Source organism: Tetragenococcus muriaticus DSM 15685 (genome assembly GCF_000423785.1).
In the GTDB taxonomy this organism is placed as follows: Bacteria; Bacillota; Bacilli; order Lactobacillales; family Enterococcaceae; genus Tetragenococcus; species Tetragenococcus muriaticus.
This window is the reverse complement of sequence record NZ_AUIQ01000012.1, coordinates 1-15,819: the sequence shown is the minus strand read 5'-3', so window position 1 is coordinate 15,819 and position 15,819 is coordinate 1. Positions and strand designations below refer to the sequence as shown.

Here is a 15,819-nt window from a genome sequence, read left to right as displayed (position 1 = left end):
TGTTTACTTTAAAAAAATAAAGAAGTTTACTTGTTATTTTGCTTTAGTGAAAAAAAATGGTAAAATAAATAAAATGATAAATAACGGTATAATCATTTAAGGAGGCAGGAATATATGGCAAGAAAGAAAACGATTACTAGAAATCAAATTTTAGAGGCGGCTTACGAAGTTGTTGCAAAAGAGGGTTTTTCTAAGTTTACTGCGCGTAATATTGCGGCCAAAATGAAATGTTCCACACAGCCAATTTATTTAGAGTTCAAAAACATGGAAGATTTAAAGCAAGAATTGCTTAAAGAAATATTTGACTATCTTTCTGCTGAAGTTCTTCCAAAAGAACAAACTGGAGATAAGTTAGTTGATTTAGGGTTTAACTATATTAAGTTTGCTACTAAAGAAAAGCAATTGTATAAGGCCTTATATTTAGAAGAAAATTTGGAAGACAGTTCAATTCAAAAGTTTTCTTTCGATTATTTTGTCAACCTTGCACAACAAGAACCCGAGTATAAAGACTTACCACAAGATAAGCTTTCTGCTTTGTATACAGGTTTTTGGATTATAGTGACCGGTCTTGCTGCTTTGACTTCTGCAAATATAATGAAACCTTCAGACGAGGAAATTACCACTTTATTAACTGAAGCTATTAAAAACTTGACAAGTAACGAAGATAGGTTAAACCAAATTTTTTCAGACTTTAAATTCCATTAAAAAAGAGCAAGGACATTCTTTTTAGTGAGTGCTCTTGCTTTTTTCTTATATTGTTTGGTATGTAGTAACTAATTGCGAAGCAAAGGCTTCTAGTTGTTGAATGTCTTCTTTTTCTACAGCTAGATCTACCTTGATTTTTTCTGTACCTTTTTTGGCTCCTGCTGCTAGAAAAGCCTCCTCGAATTTGTCTACTGCTGTTGCGTAGTGTTCATAAAATGTATCTCCTGAACCACATACACCAAATACTTTACCGTTAAGGTTTAATTCTTGTAAATCTTCATAAAGATCGAGCATTTCTTCAGGGATGGTTCCTTCATCGTAAGTATAGGCTCCGACAATGCAGATATCTGCATTGGTAAATTCAGAAGCTTCCACCTGAGTACATTCATCGATTTCTACTTCGATGTCTAATTTTTCTAAAGCTTCACAAACAATATCCGCCATTTCCTCGGTATTTCCTGTTAAGCTACCATAAATAATTTTTGCTAAAGGCATAAGTTCCTCCTTGATATTTATACTATATAGGTAAAGAGGCATTATTTTTTATTTGATTATTTATCATTATAGCAAAATAAGTGATAAAAAGAAATAATAAGCCCATAGCTTTTCACCTATGAAATTTGGAAAAAAAGAGGGTGTTGTGGTAAAATAAGTAAGATTTCAATAAAGGAGATAAGGAAATGATTACGTTAAAATCAAAAAGAGAAGTTGATAGTATGGATGAATCTGGTGCCCTACTAGCTGATGTACATAAACAATTACGAGCATTTATTAAACCAGGAGTGAGCAGTTGGGATATCGAAGAATTTGCCCGAGACTATATTGAAAGTCATGGGGGAATTGCAGCACAAATTGGTTTCGAAGGGTATGAATATGCAACTTGTACGAGTATTAATGATGAGATCTGTCATGGTTTTCCACGAAAAAGGCCATTAAAAGAAGGAGATCTGATTAAAGTTGATATGTGTGTAGATTTAAAAGGGGCTGTTTCTGATTCTTGTTGGGCTTATGTTGTTGGACAGCCTTCTGATGAAGTCAAGCGTTTAATGGAAGTTACGAAAAAAGCTTTATATCTTGGTATTGAACAAGCACAAGTTGGTAATCGTATTGGAGATATAGGACATGCGATCCAGACCTATGTGGAAGGTGAAGGCTACGGGATCGTGCGTGATTTTATTGGACACGGAATTGGTCCTACGATTCATGAAGAGCCTGCTGTTCCTCATTATGGGCATAAAGGCAAAGGTTTGCGTCTAAAAGAAGGTATGGTTATCACGATTGAACCAATGGTTAATACAGGTACTTGGGAAATGAAGATGGATTCCAATGGTTGGACTGCTTATACACAAGATGGCGGATTGAGTTGTCAATATGAACACAGTCTAGCTATTACTAAGGAAGGGCCACGTATTTTAACTTCGCAAGGTACAGAAGGAACATATTAGCAAAAGGAGAAGGCGATGAGTAAAAAGGAAGCAGTTAATGACCAGAAGGGTTTTTCGAGATTTTTTAATATTTTAAAAGAAAGAGTTAAGGTTTCAGAGTTCACTACATACTCTATTGTAGTAGCTTATTATTTATTATTATCTCTTTTTCCATTACTGATTACTGTGGGAAATATACTTCCTTTCCTAAACATTGATCCTGATTCGGTTTTACCTTATATTCAAGAAATTATTCCTGGGACTATTTATCGTTTTTTGGGGCCGGCAATTGAAGATTTATTGACACAAAGCTCTGGAGGCCTACTGTCTATTTCAGCTCTTACAACTATTTGGTCTGCAAGCAAGAGTATTAATGCTTTACAAAAAGCGATGAACAAGAGTTTAGGTGTTGAGCAACGAGCCGGCATTGTGGCTAGAGTTCTTTCTGTCCTTGTTTTGATTGTCTTTTTGTTTGCGATGGTTGCTTTATCTCTTATTATTGGAGTGGGCCAAGTTCTTTTAGATGCCATACAGCCGATTTTCCAAATTCCTGATTCCTTTTTAAATGTGTTCCAAACAGTAAAATGGCCGCTTACTTTTGTAGCCTTATTCTTATTAATGGCAATTATTTATTGGATGGTGCCAAATATCAAAATGAAGATAGCTTCAATTCTGCCAGGCGCAGTCTTTGCAACGGTGGGTTGGATGTTATTATCGCAAGTATTTGGACTTTATGCGAGATTTTTTGCCACAACCGTGAGTGGATACCAAATTATCGGGAGTTTTGTCGTGTTGATGTTATGGCTAAATTTCGCAGCAATGATCATTATCTTAGGTAGTGTGTTGAATGCTTCAATGGAAGAATTTTATCATGGTAAACTACAGGCAAACGAGATATCTGATAAATAAAAAATGTTCAAGCACTGAAAAAGTTGAATGAAAGCGAGCAAGGCGAATGGGATTTACTTTTCAATTCATATTAAAATTAATTGCGACAATGTTCTTGTCAGTAATTTTAACTCCGTTGTTAAAATTATTATCTTTTAAAATCGGAGCAGTGGATCGCCCTGACGAACGTCGTGTTAATAATAAGACGATGCCTACTGCTGGTGGCTTAAGTATTTTTATTTCATTTACAGTAGCTGTTTTGTGGGAATTTAACAATACTTTAGACTCGCAACGAGTGTGGCCTATGCTGATAGCTGCCTTTGTTATCGTATTAACAGGTTTAATGGATGATATCTATGAAATCACTCCCGCCCAAAAAACATTAGGCATTATTTTTGCTTCTTTAGTGGTATACTTTATAGGCGACATTGGGATTGACACTCTTTCTATTCCTTTTGTTGGTTCTTTCCAACTTGATTGGTTACGTCTTCCAATGACTCTTATCTGGATTTTAGCTATTACTAATGCGGTAAATTTGATTGATGGATTAGATGGCCTTGCTTGTGGTGTGGCAGTTATTGCTTTGGTCACTATTGGTTTGACTAGTTATTTCTTTTTACCTACCAACGGCGTACCGTTAGCGATTATGATTTTTTCTTTGGTTGCTGCGATTACCGGTTTCTTCCCTTATAACTTTCATCCAGCAGCGATTTATTTAGGAGATACAGGAGCTTTATTTTTAGGCTTTATGATTTCGGTTTTTTCTTTACAAGGGTTAAAAAATGCGACATTTATTTCAGTATTGACTCCGATGTTTATTTTAGGAGTGCCAATTACTGATACCGTTTATGCGATGTTGCGTCGTTATTTTAATAAAAAGCCGATTTCTTCTGCAGATAAAATGCATCTTCATCACCGTTTGCTTTCATTAGGTTTTACTCATCGGGGTGCTGTACTTACAATTTACGCGCTAGCGATGGTATTTGCTATGATTGCTTTATTGATGAACTACGCTAGTGCTTGGGCAATTGTTTTATTGGTGATAAGTACTTTGTTTGGATTAGAATTATTTATTGAGTTAATCGGATTAGTAGGAGAAAACCGCCAACCATTAATGAGAACACTGAAATTTGTGGGTAATCGTAGGTATCGCCAAAATGTGTTAAAAAAAACAAAACATAAAAATAAACATGAAAAAAAATAAAAGTTGGAAGTTAAATCACTAACTTCCAACTTTTATTTTAACTATTATGAAGAAAAAAATAGTTTTTTTGACAAATTATGATTACAGTTGTAAACTTATTGTATGAGAAAGGGGCTGTTTTTATGAACACCTTGGTAGAATCGGAACCGATAAAAATCAGTGATTCCGAATGGGAAGTTATGCGTGTTGTTTGGACCAAGGGGAAAACAGACGCTAAAACAATCAATAACTTATTAAGCCACTCTAAAGGATGGAAATTAGCAACCATAAAAACATTACTCGGTAGATTGGTCAAAAAAGATGTCTTACAAACGGAACAATCCGGAAAGAAGTTCGTTTATTCTGCAAAAGTTACCGAAGAGCAAACGGTGCGTAGTGCTACAGAAAACATCTTTTCACACATATGTGCCAAAAAAGTAGGAAGTACGATTGCAGATATGATTTCAGAAGCTGAGTTATCTCAAGAAGATATTGATAATATTGAAGATGCTCTATTGAAAAAATCACCAGTAACAGACGTTGCTTGTAATTGCATCCCTGGACAATGTATATGCAAAGAAGATGAAATGGGGGAATGATGAATGAAACAAAAGTTTTCCATTGAAGATATGAACTGTAACCATTGTGTTACTAGCATTGAAAAAGCAATTAATGAATTACCTGGAATTCAAAAGGTAAGTATTCATTTAAAACGTAAAAATGGAGTAGTTAAATTTGATGATACACAAATAGATAGTAATCAAATTGCCAAAAAGATCATTGATACAGGTTATACAGCGAAACTTATGTAATTTAATAAGCTTAATAAATTAAAGCAGGGGATAAAATGCCTGCTTTTTTTATTAAACAAAAAGAGTCTTTCTACAAAGCGATTGTTGTTTTTGTGTTTATTTTTACTATTTGAAATTGTGAACTGGTGAAATTATTATGCTATAATACAATTGATGAGAGGGGGAGTACAATGGAACTAAAAAAGCTTGAAGTTCCGACGACTTCCATTACCGAAGTGAAACGTTCACCAATGGAGGTATTTGAACAAGCGAAACAGGCAGGAACGGCTGTATATGTTTTTAATCGGGAGAAAGTAGCGGGTGTGATGCTAACTCAAGAGCAATACGAAGCCTTGGTACAAGAATTAGATGATTTACATGGTAAGGGAAATGTGTTGTCAAAATCACCTGAAATAATAGAAAAAAGAGTTGTTGATACAGGTTTAGAAGAGTTATATCAACAACTGCAAGAAAATCTAATGAGTGAAACAAGTATTTCAGCAAAAACGTTGGATGAACGAATGGTATCTCATGGTTTCATTACTAGAAAAACGGGCTTTGGTGGTGTAACAGATATGCTTAATGAATTGAAACAATCAGGAAAAATTGTATATCAATCACGACAAAAGGTATCTGGCAAAAACGTTATTGCCGAGGTTCTAGGCGAACAAGATAAAAAGGCTCGTTTGCTTGACCATATAAACATAGAAAGAATTTATTTGAAATAAAATTTAAAAATGGCTGGATAGTTTTCTTTCAGCCATTTTTAAAATTCAAAAAATCGTGAGAAACTTTTGAATTTTCTAGCTTTTTAAGTTATGTTAGGATAATAACAATTAGATTTGTAAGTTTATGTTAAAGGAATGATAAAAATGGTAGACGTTACACAAAGATTTAATTCACGTTTAGATCAAATTGAGGTGTCCATGATTCGACAATTTGATGAACGTGTTTCCAATATCCCTAATATGTTAAAATTAACATTAGGTGAGCCAGATTTTAATACCCCAGAACATGTGAAACAAGCTGGAATTTCTGCAATCGAGCAAAATTATAGTCATTATACAGGGATGTCCGGGCTTTTGGATTTAAGAAAAGCCGCTTCTAAGTTTGTTCATGATAAATATAATTTATCTTATAATTCTCAATCAGAAGTATTAGTCACTGTAGGGGTTACAGAAGGGATTTCTGCCAGTTTGATTAGCGTATTGGAAGCTGGTGATAAAGTGATCGTGCCTTCTCCTATTTTTCCTGGTTATGAACCAATCATTACATTAAGTGGTGCTGAGCCGATTTACATTGATACAAGCTTGAACGATTTTGTTCTTTCTCCAGAAGTACTAGAAGAAACTTTACAAAAATATGGAGATCAAGTTAAAGCGATCATACTTAATTATCCTAGTAATCCTACTGGAGTGACTTATTCAAGAGAAGAAGTTCAAGCGATTGCTGAAGTTGTAAAAAAATATCCAGTATTTGTTATTAGCGATGAAGTTTATAGTGAGTTAACTTATGAAGGTGAGCATGTCTCAATTGCTGAATATGCACGTGAGCAAACGATTCCACTTAATGGGCTATCTAAGTCTCATGCAATGACAGGTTGGCGTTTGGGCTTAATTTTTGCTCCGGAAGAGTTAACGAAACAAATTATTAAAACGCATCAGTATTTAGTTACTTCAGCTGCTTCAGCAGTTCAAGTAGCTGCCATTAATGCTTTGTCTAATGGGATTGATGATGCTTTACCAATGAGAGAAGAGTATCAAAAACGTCGCGACTTTGTGTATGAGAAATTACAAAATTTAGGTTTTGAGTTAGCTAAACCTACAGGGGCTTTCTATATTTTTGCTAAAATTCCCTCAGGTTATATACAGGATTCAATGGCTTTTTGTGTAGATCTTGCAGAAAAAGAAAGTTTAGCCGTTATACCTGGAGCTGCTTTTGGTGTGGGAGGCGAAGGCTATATACGCCTTAGCTATGCGGCTAGTATGGAAGATCTAGAAGAAGCATTGAAACGGATGAAACATTATATGGAGAACAATAAAAATTAAATTAATGAGCGTATAAAAAGCTAGAATCGAGCGATTTTATATTTATTGAAAGTAAATGTAGATTGTTCGATTCTTTTTGTGAGTAAATGTCTTTTTCAAATTTATAGGAATCAGTAAAAGGGCTATGTCAAGCGTTCATAAAATGGTATAATTAGAATCGATTTTAAAAAGAACTTTTTATAAGTTGTTTAGAGTGATAATTGAAGCGTAAGAATATATAGGCGGAGATGAAAAGGATGGAAATTGAAAAAACAAACCGTATGAATGCACTTTTTGAATTCTACGCCACTTTATTAACTAAAAAGCAAATGAATTATATGGAGCTGTATTATGCAGATGATTTTTCCTTAGGGGAAATTTCCGAGGAATTTGATGTCAGCCGTCAAGCAGTATATGATAATATAAAACGAACAGAAAAGATTTTAGAAGATTATGAGTATAAATTGTCCATGTATTCTGATTATAGAGTTCGAAATGAACTATTGGACCAGTTAGCTGAGTACATAGAAGAAAGTTATCCAACAGATGAAACGTTAACCAACCTTGTCCGTGATCTTCAAGAAATTGATGAATAAAGAAAGAGGAATAAAATATGGCATTCGAAAGTTTAACTGATCGCTTGCAACAAGCGATGAAAAAATTACGCAAAAAAGGAAAAATTTCAGAATCTGACGTAAAAGAAATGATGCGCGAAATCCGTCTAGCTTTGTTAGAAGCAGACGTTAACCTACAAGTAGTGAAAGAATTTACTAAAAATGTACGAGAACGTGCAGTAGGAGCCGATGTATTAGAAAGCTTATCTCCTGCACAACAAATTGTTAAAATTGTAGATGAAGAACTTACTAAGACCCTCGGCTCTGAAGCAGTAGGGCTTAATAAAGCACCTAAAATTCCAACAGTAATCATGATGGTTGGCTTACAAGGTGCAGGAAAGACGACTTTTGCTGGGAAATTAGCGAATCATCTGATGAAAAATGAGAACGCACGACCTATGATGATTGCAGGTGACGTTTATCGGCCAGCAGCGGTGGATCAATTAAAAGTATTAGGTCAGCAGTTATCTGTTCCGGTATATGATCGTGGAACGGAAGCGAACCCTGTAGATATTGTTCGCGAGGGGATGGAGTTGGCTCATGAAAAGAAAAATGACTATGTATTGATTGATACTGCTGGACGGTTGCACGTAGATGAAGCATTGATGCAAGAGTTACAAAATATTAAAGAAGTGGCTCAACCCAATGAAACATTATTAGTTGTGGATGCTATGACTGGTCAAGATGCAGTCAATGTCGCTGAAAGTTTTAATGAACAACTAGGGACTTCTGGAGTTGTTATAACTAAACTAGACGGAGATACTCGTGGTGGTGCTGCGTTATCTATTCGTTCAGTAACTGGCGCTCCTATTAAATTTACGGGAACTGGAGAAAAATTAAGCGATATAGAAGTTTTCCATCCGGACCGTATGTCTAGTCGCATATTAGGCATGGGCGATATGTTAACATTGATTGAAAAAGCCCAACAAGATTATGATGAGAAAAAGGCCGAAGAGATGGCCGAAAAGATGCGGGAAAATACGTTTGATTTTAATGATTTTATTGACCAAATGGACCAGTTATCTGGTATGGGCTCAATGGAAGATATCATGAAGATGATTCCAGGGATGAATGAAATGTCTGGCATTGAAAATATGCAACTTGATCCAAAAGATATTGAGCGAAAAAAAGCAATGGTCTATTCGATGACACCTGCAGAACGAGAAGATCCGGAATTATTGAATCCAAGTCGGAGACGGCGACTTGCTGCAGGTTCTGGAAATAGTGTGGTTGAAGTCAATCGCATGATCAAACAGTTTAAAGAATCGCGCAAGATGATGCAACAAATGTCGAAAGGAAACATGGAGAATATTCCTGGTATGGAGCAAATGCTTGGCGGTGGCGTCAAAGGTAAGATTGGTAAAATGGCCATGAATCGTTCCATGAAAAAGACCAAGAAAAAGAAAAAAAAGAAGAAAAAGAAAACGTAACAAAGAAAGTTCGAGTGGTTTTTGTTTGTTCTAGGAAAAGAACCATGATATTATGAAAATACCAAGAGAGGAGAAGATAATATGAGCGCAAATGAAGATAATTTAAAAGGAAAATTCAACGAAGCTAAGGGAAAAGCAACCGGCGATAGTTCTGAAGAACTCAAAGGCAAAGCGCAACAAGGTCTTGGTAAAGCTAAAGATAAAGCAGAAGAAGTTGCTGATAAAGTAGCTGAAAAAATCAATAAACAGGTAGACGAACAAAAGGACGACTCAGATAGTAGCAACGATTCTAATTCGAACGAATAATAGATAAAAATAACGAAATGGTCTTTTGATCGTTTCGTTATTTTTATCTATTATAAAAAGATCAGGCTACCAAGGCTTTTGGATCGAACAAAGATTTTTATTAAAATGATGAAGAAAAAAGTTTGAAGGGGATTTTGCATGAAAAGCGCAAAAGAATTTGAAGGATTATTAAAATCTTTAGATGGTCAAAAATATGGCGCTTATAAAAAGCTTCAAGGAAGTTATCAGTTTAGAAATTTTCAACTTTCAGTTGATCATATTCAAGTTGATCCTTATGCGCCACCATCTAAAATGCGAGTAAACATAAAAAGAGAAACGGCAGGTATTCCAGCTAAGTGGTTAGATACTAAAGATAAAGCTATTGCTGTTTCTGATTTTTTAACAAGAACATTTGGAGAAAAAGCTCAACCTTTTAATAAGGAAACTAAGGGGTCTGGTACGAACGGAAAGATTCTTATTGATCGTTGTGGTCAAGAAATTTTGGAACGAACTTCTGTAATAATTAAAGAAAATGAAATAGAAGCTCGTTTTGAAGTCGGCTTACCAGCTGCTGGTAGAAAAATTTTAGGGAAAGAAGCCAGCCGTATTTTGACGGATGTATTACCTCAAATCGTTGAGCAGTCTCTATTATATCGCAATTTGAATCAAAAGGCTTTACAACAACAAGTGACCTTGATGTTGGACCAGGTATTTATTAGAGAGGAATTAGCTCACAGGAATTTGGTAGCTTTTGTAGCAAATGATTCGATTTTGCCACGTCGTAGTGGGGTGTCTGATAAGCCATTAAAAGATGCTGTAGTGTTTAAGAGTCCAGAAAATTTTACTGTTGAGATGCATTTGCCTAGTGGTCGAACGATTACTGGAATGGGCATTCCAGAAGGTGTTAGTTTGATCGTCGGGGGAGGTTTTCATGGGAAATCTACGCTATTACACGCTTTAGAACGAGGGGGTTATTACCATATTGCAGGCGATGGAAGAGAAATGATTATTACTCGTCAGGATGCAGTTAAAGTACGTGCTGAAGACGGTCGAAGTATAGAAAAGGTTAATATTAGCGCGTTTATTAATAATTTACCTGGGAAAAAAGATACGACTCAATTTTCTACGGAAAATGCTAGTGGAAGCACTTCGCAAGCTGCTAATGTGGTGGAAGCCTTAGAAGCAGAGTCTTCTTTGCTATTGATCGATGAAGATACTTCGGCTACCAACTTTATGATTCGAGATAGCCGCATGCAGGAATTAGTAGCGTCAGAAAAAGAACCTATTACCCCGTTTACGAATAAAGTAAGGCCTCTATATGATACACTCAATGTTTCTACCATTCTTATAGTAGGTGGTTCTGGAGATTATTTTGATGTGGCTGATCAAATTCTTATGATGGACGAATATTGTCTAAAAGATGTAACAAATACAGCTAAATCCATAGCAAATTCTACAGGTTATCAAAGACAAGCATTTTCTCAGAAGGAATTTGGTAGGATTCCTACTAGAATTCCTTTAAAGTCTAGTTTTTCTCATTCGGGGAAAGAACAACGCTTAAAAGCACAAGGAAGGCATAAAATTTTATATGGACACGATCCTATTGATATTTCTGGTTTGGAGCAATTAGTTGACGACAGTCAGACAAATTGTATTGCTAGAATGATCGATTTCTTCCAAAACCATATATTAGATGAAAAAAAGACGCTCATTCAAGCGACAGATCAGATGTATAACTATATTGAAGATAATGGGTTAGATGCGATTTCTCCTTATAGTGGACACCCAGGTAATTTAGCCTTACCAAGGAAACAAGAATTTTGTGCAGCGTTGAATCGTTATCGCGGGTTAAAAATACGGAAATAAATTGAAAAAGTGTGCTTTTAATAATTTTGTCAAAAAAAAGATAGTGGAAGCAAAAAACCAACGAACCATATGTTTTGTTAAATACGTTCGTTGGTTTTTTTGAAGACTAAAACTATGACGATTTCTGCATGGACAATTCAATAATCTTTTGGCACAAGTCTTCGTACTCTATTCCTTCAGCCTGTGCTTCTTGGGGGAACAAACTAGTAGGCGTCATTCCCGGTAAAGAATTTGCTTCTATGATAAAAATATCTCCACTGTCTGAAAGGAGAAAATCCGTTCGTGAGTATACTTCTAATGAAAAGAGTTCATGGACTTCTTTTGCAAGATGCTGAAGCTTCATTTTTGTTTCATTTGCAATAACTGCGGGTGTTATTTCTTCAGTTAAACCTTGTTGGTATTTATTGGTGTAATCATAGAACCCATTTTTAGGGCGAATTTCAATAACGGGCAATACTTTTTTTCCTAATACCCCTACTGAAAATTCTCTGCCTTCTATTTTATCTTCAATTAAAAGTTTACCATTATTCGTATAGGTTAATGTTTCTTCTACTGCTGTTTTTAAATCGTCCGAATGATTTACTAGGGATACACCTATGCTAGAACCATTATCTATCGGTTTAACGACAGCAGGGAGGCTGATAGTTGAAGGCTCATAATTTTTTGTTATTACTTTCCAGTTAGCAGTTAAAAAACCATGAAAACGCAAAAGTTCTTTTGAAATTTGTTTATTCATTGCTAGTAAACTGCCTTGATAGCCTGTTCCGGTATATTTAATATCATAAATATCGAATAATGCAGCTAATTTGCCATTTTCGCCTATGCCACCATGTAAGCCTACAAACGTCATTTGTGCTGTACGACATATTTCGATAATATTTTCTCCGATTTCTTTGCCGTGCTGTTTTGTAAAAGTGGATAAAATCGTTGCACTATATTGCTCTTTTTTATATTTTTGGTAAGCTGTATCGAAATCTGAAACATCAGGCAGATCCATCGATAAATCTAATAAAAGTACTTGATGTCCTTTAGCAATCAAAGCGTTAGCAATCATACTTCCAGATGACATCGAAACATCATGCTCATCACTTTTTCCACCAGCTAAAACGACTATTCTCAATTATTTATCCTCCAAATGTTTTCGTATAATAAAGAAACCTAATTAATTAGTATTTAAAAAGAATAACAGCTCGCTTGCTTTTTGGCAAGAACTCATTTTTGTGCTATTTTGGCATATGTGGTCATTTAGTTTGCACTATAGAAAAGGTTATATACAATGGAAAAGCAGTTCATTCTTCCCATTTTTATTTGGTTAGATATTTATAGTTTCTAAAATTATGAAATTGATATATGATTAATTGTAGAAACCAAACAAGGGGATGCGCTTATGGAAATAAGAACGTTGAGATATTTTTTAATAGTTATTGAAGAGCAAAGTATTACACAAGCTGCCAAAGTGTTACATATTACTCAACCCACCCTTAGTAGACAGATTAGAGAACTAGAGGAGGATCTAGGCGCTGATCTATTTGTTAGAGAAAATAATAAACTTTTTTTGACGAAATTCGGAATATTACTTAAACGTAGAGCAGAAGAGATTTTAACTATACACGATAAGACAGAACAAGAGTTTGCAAATCAATCACAAGAACTATTAAGTGGCAATATTTCTATTGGATCTGTTGAGGCTGAGAATTCAGATACTATAGCCATGTTTTTAGAAGAAATGGTTGCAGAGCATCCCCAAGTGAATTTTGATATCTTTAGTAGTACTGGAGATAATATACTTGAGCGTTTAGACAAAGGGGTGTTGGATCTAGGCTTGCTTTTAGAACCTATATCAACAGAAAAGTATGAAAAAATCATTTTCCCAAGACAAGAACGGTGGGGAATACTAGTATCCACGGATTCCTATTTAGCAAATCAAGATTACCTTAATGTAGAAGATTTAGTCGGATTACCGCTTATGATTCCTTCAAGAACAGCTATTAAAAATATGTTTTTTTCTTGGCCGGGCATAGATAAGCAGCTCAATATTATCGGGACTTACAATCTCATATTTAATGTTTTTTCTTTAGTAGAAAATAAAGTTGGTTTTGCTCTAACCATTGAGGGCGCTGTAAAAAATCGAATGTTAAATACTTTAAAATTTTTACCCATTTTCCCAGAAATTAAAACGAACTGTGTGCTAGCTTGGCGCAAAAATAATATGTTATCACCTACGATAGACACTTTTTTAGAAAAGATAAAGCATGCTTTTTAAGCATGCCGGGTGTCATCTTAAGCATTAGACTAAACAACGCAAAAGTTGTAAGCTAAAGTTACTTGAACAAATTAGTTTTTAATTTATAGCTTTTTAGGTTGGTGAACACAGATGGCGGTGATTGTTTATTTTTCAAGAAAATATGAGAATTTTGTAAATGGCGAAATTGTTTATCTTGAAAAAGGAAATACAGAATTTTTAGCTGAGAAGCTACACCAAAAAATTCAAGGTGAAATAATGGAAATTGTCCCTAAAAAAAGCTATCCGATAGAATATCAAGAAATGATAGAAGTTGCTAAGAGTGAGAGAGAAAAAGAACTTCGTCCTGAGTATTTTCCTATCGATGAAAGTGTCTTAAACAATTCGCAAGAAATTTTTCTTGGTTTTCCTAATTGGGACGGCTCATTTCCTAGAATCATCGCTCATTTTTTAGAAAATCATGATTTTTCGGAACAAATCATTTATCCTTTTTGTACTCATGAGGGAAGTGCATTTGGTCGAAGTCTATTTGAGCTAAAAAACATATGTCCAAATTCAACTATTAAAAAAGGATTACCTTATAGAGGGTCTAGGCTGTCTAGAGTTGATATAGCAATTGAAAACTGGCTTGTTCAATACAAATTAAATGGAGGGATAAAGTATGGCAAAAAATGAAGAAGTAAAAGATGGGATTATCTTTTCCAGTGGCGAAAAAAACACAGCGTTTGCGCAATATTTCGTAGGACAAAGTTATTTGCAACCTCTAGTGACAGATTCGGATGTTAATGTGGGTGTTGGCAATGTGACCTTTGAACCTGGTTGCCGTAATAACTGGCACATTCACCACGATGGTTATCAAATTCTTTTGGTCACCGGTGGCGAAGGTTGGTATCAAGAAGAAGGAAAAGAAGCGCAATTCTTACAAGCAGGCGATGTGATTGTGACACATGACGGCGTTAAGCATTGGCATGGCGCAACCAAAGATAGCTGGTTTGAACATATTGCGATTACAGCAGGCACTCCCGAATGGTTAGAACCAGTTTCTGATGAAATTTATGATCAGTTAGACAAATAAAAAGATGCATGTTAAAAAGAAATAAAGGAGGAATGGATTTATGGCAAAACAAACGGCAGGACGCGACAATTTAGGAGACTTTGCACCTCAATTTGCGGCGTTAAATGATGATGTCCTATTTGGTGAAGTATGGGATCGAGAAGAACAATTATCCCCTCGCGATCGGAGTTTAGTGACTGTAGCCAGTCTACTAACCCAAGGGGTGCCTCAATTAGAAGCGCATTTAAACATGGCAAAACAAAATGGGGTAACCAAAGAAGAAATCGTGGAAGTCATTACGCATTTAGCTTTCTATACTGGTTGGCCTAAAGCTTGGTCAGCATTCAGCCTAGCTAAAGAAATTTTTGATGATTAGAAGACAAGCATTATTTTGGTGATTTGACCTAAGCAATACTTAAATGGAACTTGGTATTTTCTGTTTGAGTATTGCTTACTTGTTTTTATAGCTGCTTTAAAATTGGTTTTTTTATTAGTTTAGGAGGTCAATAAATGAAGATTTCCGAAGTATCAGATAAACTTAATCTAACACCATCAACACTTCGATATTATGAGATGATGAAGTTAATCCCGCCTATTCATCGAGACCGTAGTGGTGTTCGTGATTACTCTGAAATAGATATAAATTGGATTGAGTTTATTAAGTGTATGAGGGAGGTAGGTCTTCCTGTAGAGTCTTTAAAAACATACACCCAACTTTTCCAAGAGGGCGATCAAACAATACAAAAGCGCAAGGAAATTTTGGAAAAAGAAAGAAAAAATTTAGTCCAAAAAAGGGAAGAACTTGATAAAAGTATCAATCAGCTGTCTAATAAGATTGATAGTTACGATGAGCATTTGCTCTTATATGAAAGAGAATTAAATGACTCACAAAAAGAACTTGACTTAACTAAGTGTAAAATTTATTGAGGTTTCCTCTAGACGAATAAAAAAGAAACCGTTACTCTATTCATTGGGCTGACAGGCACTAATGAATAAAGGCAGTTTCTTATGGATTCTATTGTAACAGATTTAGTGGAAGTAATGAAGAAGGAAAGAAATTTTTTAGCAAGAGAAAGAGCCATGATGATTTTTTTTGCGCAACTGATAGCGACAATCACCCAACTAGCTTTTCAAACGCTCGATGAAGAAATTTGTGCCCAATGGAAGAAAGAAGGCTTTCGCGTCGACCGCAAAAGCGAAAGAACCATCACCTTTTTGTTTGGCACGGTGACCTATGTTCGTCGCCGAATGAAAAATCAAGCCAATGACATTCGTTATCCCTTAGATGAATTTCTAGGGATTCGAAAAGG

19 protein-coding genes and 1 pseudogene are annotated in these 15,819 nt (G+C 35.3%); 18 read left to right on the top strand and 2 right to left on the bottom strand.

The features are described from left to right. The first annotated feature begins 114 nt into the window (after window positions 1–114). Window positions 115–705 carry a TetR/AcrR family transcriptional regulator gene (locus tag G577_RS0103335; RefSeq protein WP_028789957.1) on the top strand — a complete coding sequence of 197 codons (591 nt, stop codon included), beginning with the start codon at window positions 115–117 and terminating at the stop codon, window positions 703–705. A gap of 45 nt (window positions 706–750) precedes the next feature. Here the strand turns inward: G577_RS0103335 and G577_RS0103330 are convergent, their stop codons facing one another. Continuing rightward, window positions 751–1,200, bottom strand: coding sequence for a flavodoxin (locus tag G577_RS0103330; protein ID WP_028789956.1), 450 nt, complete (start codon window positions 1,198–1,200; stop codon window positions 751–753). A 185-nt stretch (window positions 1,201–1,385) separates the two neighbouring features. Here G577_RS0103330 and map point away from each other — a divergent pair, with 185 nt between their 5' ends. The 11 genes from map (at window position 1,386) to G577_RS0103275 (ending at window position 11,213) form a co-directional block, all read left to right on the top strand. Further along, a complete protein-coding gene (gene map, locus G577_RS0103325; protein WP_028789955.1) occupies window positions 1,386–2,150 on the top strand; it encodes a type I methionyl aminopeptidase in 765 nt (254 codons plus the stop codon). 15 nt (window positions 2,151–2,165) lie between these two features. After that, a complete protein-coding gene (locus G577_RS10965) occupies window positions 2,166–3,038 on the top strand; it encodes a YihY/virulence factor BrkB family protein (RefSeq protein WP_051176615.1) in 873 nt (290 codons plus the stop codon). Between the two features lie 46 nt (window positions 3,039–3,084). Further along, window positions 3,085–4,221, top strand: coding sequence for a glycosyltransferase family 4 protein (locus tag G577_RS0103315; RefSeq protein WP_028789954.1), 1,137 nt, complete (start codon window positions 3,085–3,087; stop codon window positions 4,219–4,221). Window positions 4,222–4,343: 122 nt separating this feature from the next. Then, window positions 4,344–4,799, top strand: a complete 456-nt coding sequence (locus G577_RS0103310) for a CopY/TcrY family copper transport repressor (protein WP_028789953.1) — start codon at window positions 4,344–4,346, stop codon at window positions 4,797–4,799. Window positions 4,800–4,802: 3 nt separating this feature from the next. Further along, window positions 4,803–5,012: a copper chaperone CopZ gene (gene copZ / locus G577_RS0103305; protein ID WP_028789952.1), complete on the top strand. Its 210-nt coding sequence runs from the start codon at window positions 4,803–4,805 to the stop codon at window positions 5,010–5,012. 170 nt (window positions 5,013–5,182) lie between these two features. Continuing rightward, complete coding sequence (locus tag G577_RS0103300) at window positions 5,183–5,719, top strand: prevent-host-death protein (RefSeq protein WP_028789951.1); 537 nt, start codon at window positions 5,183–5,185, stop codon at window positions 5,717–5,719. A 144-nt stretch (window positions 5,720–5,863) separates the two neighbouring features. Further along, window positions 5,864–7,039 (top strand): pyridoxal phosphate-dependent aminotransferase, encoded by a 1,176-nt coding sequence (locus G577_RS0103295; RefSeq protein ID WP_028789950.1) that lies wholly within the window; start codon window positions 5,864–5,866, stop codon window positions 7,037–7,039. Window positions 7,040–7,275: 236 nt separating this feature from the next. Further along, complete coding sequence (locus G577_RS0103290) at window positions 7,276–7,614, top strand: putative DNA-binding protein (protein ID WP_028789949.1); 339 nt, start codon at window positions 7,276–7,278, stop codon at window positions 7,612–7,614. A 17-nt stretch (window positions 7,615–7,631) separates the two neighbouring features. Beyond that, window positions 7,632–9,062, top strand: coding sequence for a signal recognition particle protein (gene ffh, locus G577_RS0103285; protein ID WP_028789948.1), 1,431 nt, complete (start codon window positions 7,632–7,634; stop codon window positions 9,060–9,062). An 81-nt stretch (window positions 9,063–9,143) separates the two neighbouring features. After that, window positions 9,144–9,368 (top strand): hypothetical protein, encoded by a 225-nt coding sequence (locus tag G577_RS0103280; RefSeq protein WP_028789947.1) that lies wholly within the window; start codon window positions 9,144–9,146, stop codon window positions 9,366–9,368. Between the two features lie 138 nt (window positions 9,369–9,506). Further along, window positions 9,507–11,213 (top strand): ABC-ATPase domain-containing protein, encoded by a 1,707-nt coding sequence (locus tag G577_RS0103275; RefSeq protein WP_028789946.1) that lies wholly within the window; start codon window positions 9,507–9,509, stop codon window positions 11,211–11,213. Window positions 11,214–11,325: 112 nt separating this feature from the next. Here the strand turns inward: G577_RS0103275 and G577_RS0103270 are convergent, their stop codons facing one another. Then, window positions 11,326–12,333 carry a D-alanine--D-alanine ligase family protein gene (locus G577_RS0103270; RefSeq protein ID WP_028789945.1) on the bottom strand — a complete coding sequence of 336 codons (1,008 nt, stop codon included), beginning with the start codon at window positions 12,331–12,333 and terminating at the stop codon, window positions 11,326–11,328. Window positions 12,334–12,600: 267 nt separating this feature from the next. On the opposite strand from G577_RS0103270, the gene G577_RS0103265 reads away from it, so the two are divergent. The 6 genes and pseudogenes from G577_RS0103265 to G577_RS0103240 form a co-directional block, all read left to right on the top strand. After that, entirely contained in the window at window positions 12,601–13,476 is an 876-nt protein-coding gene (locus tag G577_RS0103265; protein WP_028789944.1) for a LysR family transcriptional regulator, read from the top strand. A 111-nt stretch (window positions 13,477–13,587) separates the two neighbouring features. Next, window positions 13,588–14,130 (top strand): flavodoxin, encoded by a 543-nt coding sequence (locus G577_RS0103260; protein ID WP_028789943.1) that lies wholly within the window; start codon window positions 13,588–13,590, stop codon window positions 14,128–14,130. After that, on the top strand, window positions 14,117–14,530 hold the full coding sequence (locus tag G577_RS0103255; RefSeq protein WP_028789942.1) for a cupin domain-containing protein: 414 nt from the start codon (window positions 14,117–14,119) through the stop codon (window positions 14,528–14,530). Before G577_RS0103260 ends, G577_RS0103255 begins: the two co-directional genes overlap by 14 nt. 40 nt (window positions 14,531–14,570) lie before the next feature. Further along, a complete protein-coding gene (locus tag G577_RS0103250; RefSeq protein ID WP_028789941.1) occupies window positions 14,571–14,885 on the top strand; it encodes a carboxymuconolactone decarboxylase family protein in 315 nt (104 codons plus the stop codon). A 134-nt stretch (window positions 14,886–15,019) separates the two neighbouring features. Then, window positions 15,020–15,436, top strand: a complete 417-nt coding sequence (locus G577_RS0103245; RefSeq protein ID WP_028789940.1) for a MerR family transcriptional regulator — start codon at window positions 15,020–15,022, stop codon at window positions 15,434–15,436. Window positions 15,437–15,517: 81 nt separating this feature from the next. Then, window positions 15,518–15,819, top strand: a pseudogene (locus G577_RS0103240) (ISLre2-like element ISTeha1 family transposase); the annotation flags it as partial.

Excerpts from the sequence above, each read along its gene's own strand:
- G577_RS0103335 (WP_028789957.1), top strand. The coding sequence starts at position 115 with ATGGCAAGAAAGAAAACGATTACTAGAAATCAAATTTTAGAGGCGGCT.
- G577_RS0103330 (WP_028789956.1), bottom strand. The coding sequence starts at position 1,200 with ATGCCTTTAGCAAAAATTATTTATGGTAGCTTAACAGGAAATACCGAG.
- map (WP_028789955.1), top strand. The coding sequence starts at position 1,386 with ATGATTACGTTAAAATCAAAAAGAGAAGTTGATAGTATGGATGAATCT.
- G577_RS10965 (WP_051176615.1), top strand. The coding sequence starts at position 2,166 with ATGAGTAAAAAGGAAGCAGTTAATGACCAGAAGGGTTTTTCGAGATTT.
- G577_RS0103315 (WP_028789954.1), top strand. The coding sequence starts at position 3,085 with ATGGGATTTACTTTTCAATTCATATTAAAATTAATTGCGACAATGTTC.
- G577_RS0103310 (WP_028789953.1), top strand. The coding sequence starts at position 4,344 with ATGAACACCTTGGTAGAATCGGAACCGATAAAAATCAGTGATTCCGAA.
- copZ (WP_028789952.1), top strand. The coding sequence starts at position 4,803 with ATGAAACAAAAGTTTTCCATTGAAGATATGAACTGTAACCATTGTGTT.
- G577_RS0103300 (WP_028789951.1), top strand. The coding sequence starts at position 5,183 with ATGGAACTAAAAAAGCTTGAAGTTCCGACGACTTCCATTACCGAAGTG.
- G577_RS0103295 (WP_028789950.1), top strand. The coding sequence starts at position 5,864 with ATGGTAGACGTTACACAAAGATTTAATTCACGTTTAGATCAAATTGAG.
- G577_RS0103290 (WP_028789949.1), top strand. The coding sequence starts at position 7,276 with ATGGAAATTGAAAAAACAAACCGTATGAATGCACTTTTTGAATTCTAC.
- ffh (WP_028789948.1), top strand. The coding sequence starts at position 7,632 with ATGGCATTCGAAAGTTTAACTGATCGCTTGCAACAAGCGATGAAAAAA.
- G577_RS0103280 (WP_028789947.1), top strand. The coding sequence starts at position 9,144 with ATGAGCGCAAATGAAGATAATTTAAAAGGAAAATTCAACGAAGCTAAG.
- G577_RS0103275 (WP_028789946.1), top strand. The coding sequence starts at position 9,507 with ATGAAAAGCGCAAAAGAATTTGAAGGATTATTAAAATCTTTAGATGGT.
- G577_RS0103265 (WP_028789944.1), top strand. The coding sequence starts at position 12,601 with ATGGAAATAAGAACGTTGAGATATTTTTTAATAGTTATTGAAGAGCAA.
- G577_RS0103260 (WP_028789943.1), top strand. The coding sequence starts at position 13,588 with ATGGCGGTGATTGTTTATTTTTCAAGAAAATATGAGAATTTTGTAAAT.
- G577_RS0103255 (WP_028789942.1), top strand. The coding sequence starts at position 14,117 with ATGGCAAAAAATGAAGAAGTAAAAGATGGGATTATCTTTTCCAGTGGC.
- G577_RS0103250 (WP_028789941.1), top strand. The coding sequence starts at position 14,571 with ATGGCAAAACAAACGGCAGGACGCGACAATTTAGGAGACTTTGCACCT.
- G577_RS0103245 (WP_028789940.1), top strand. The coding sequence starts at position 15,020 with ATGAAGATTTCCGAAGTATCAGATAAACTTAATCTAACACCATCAACA.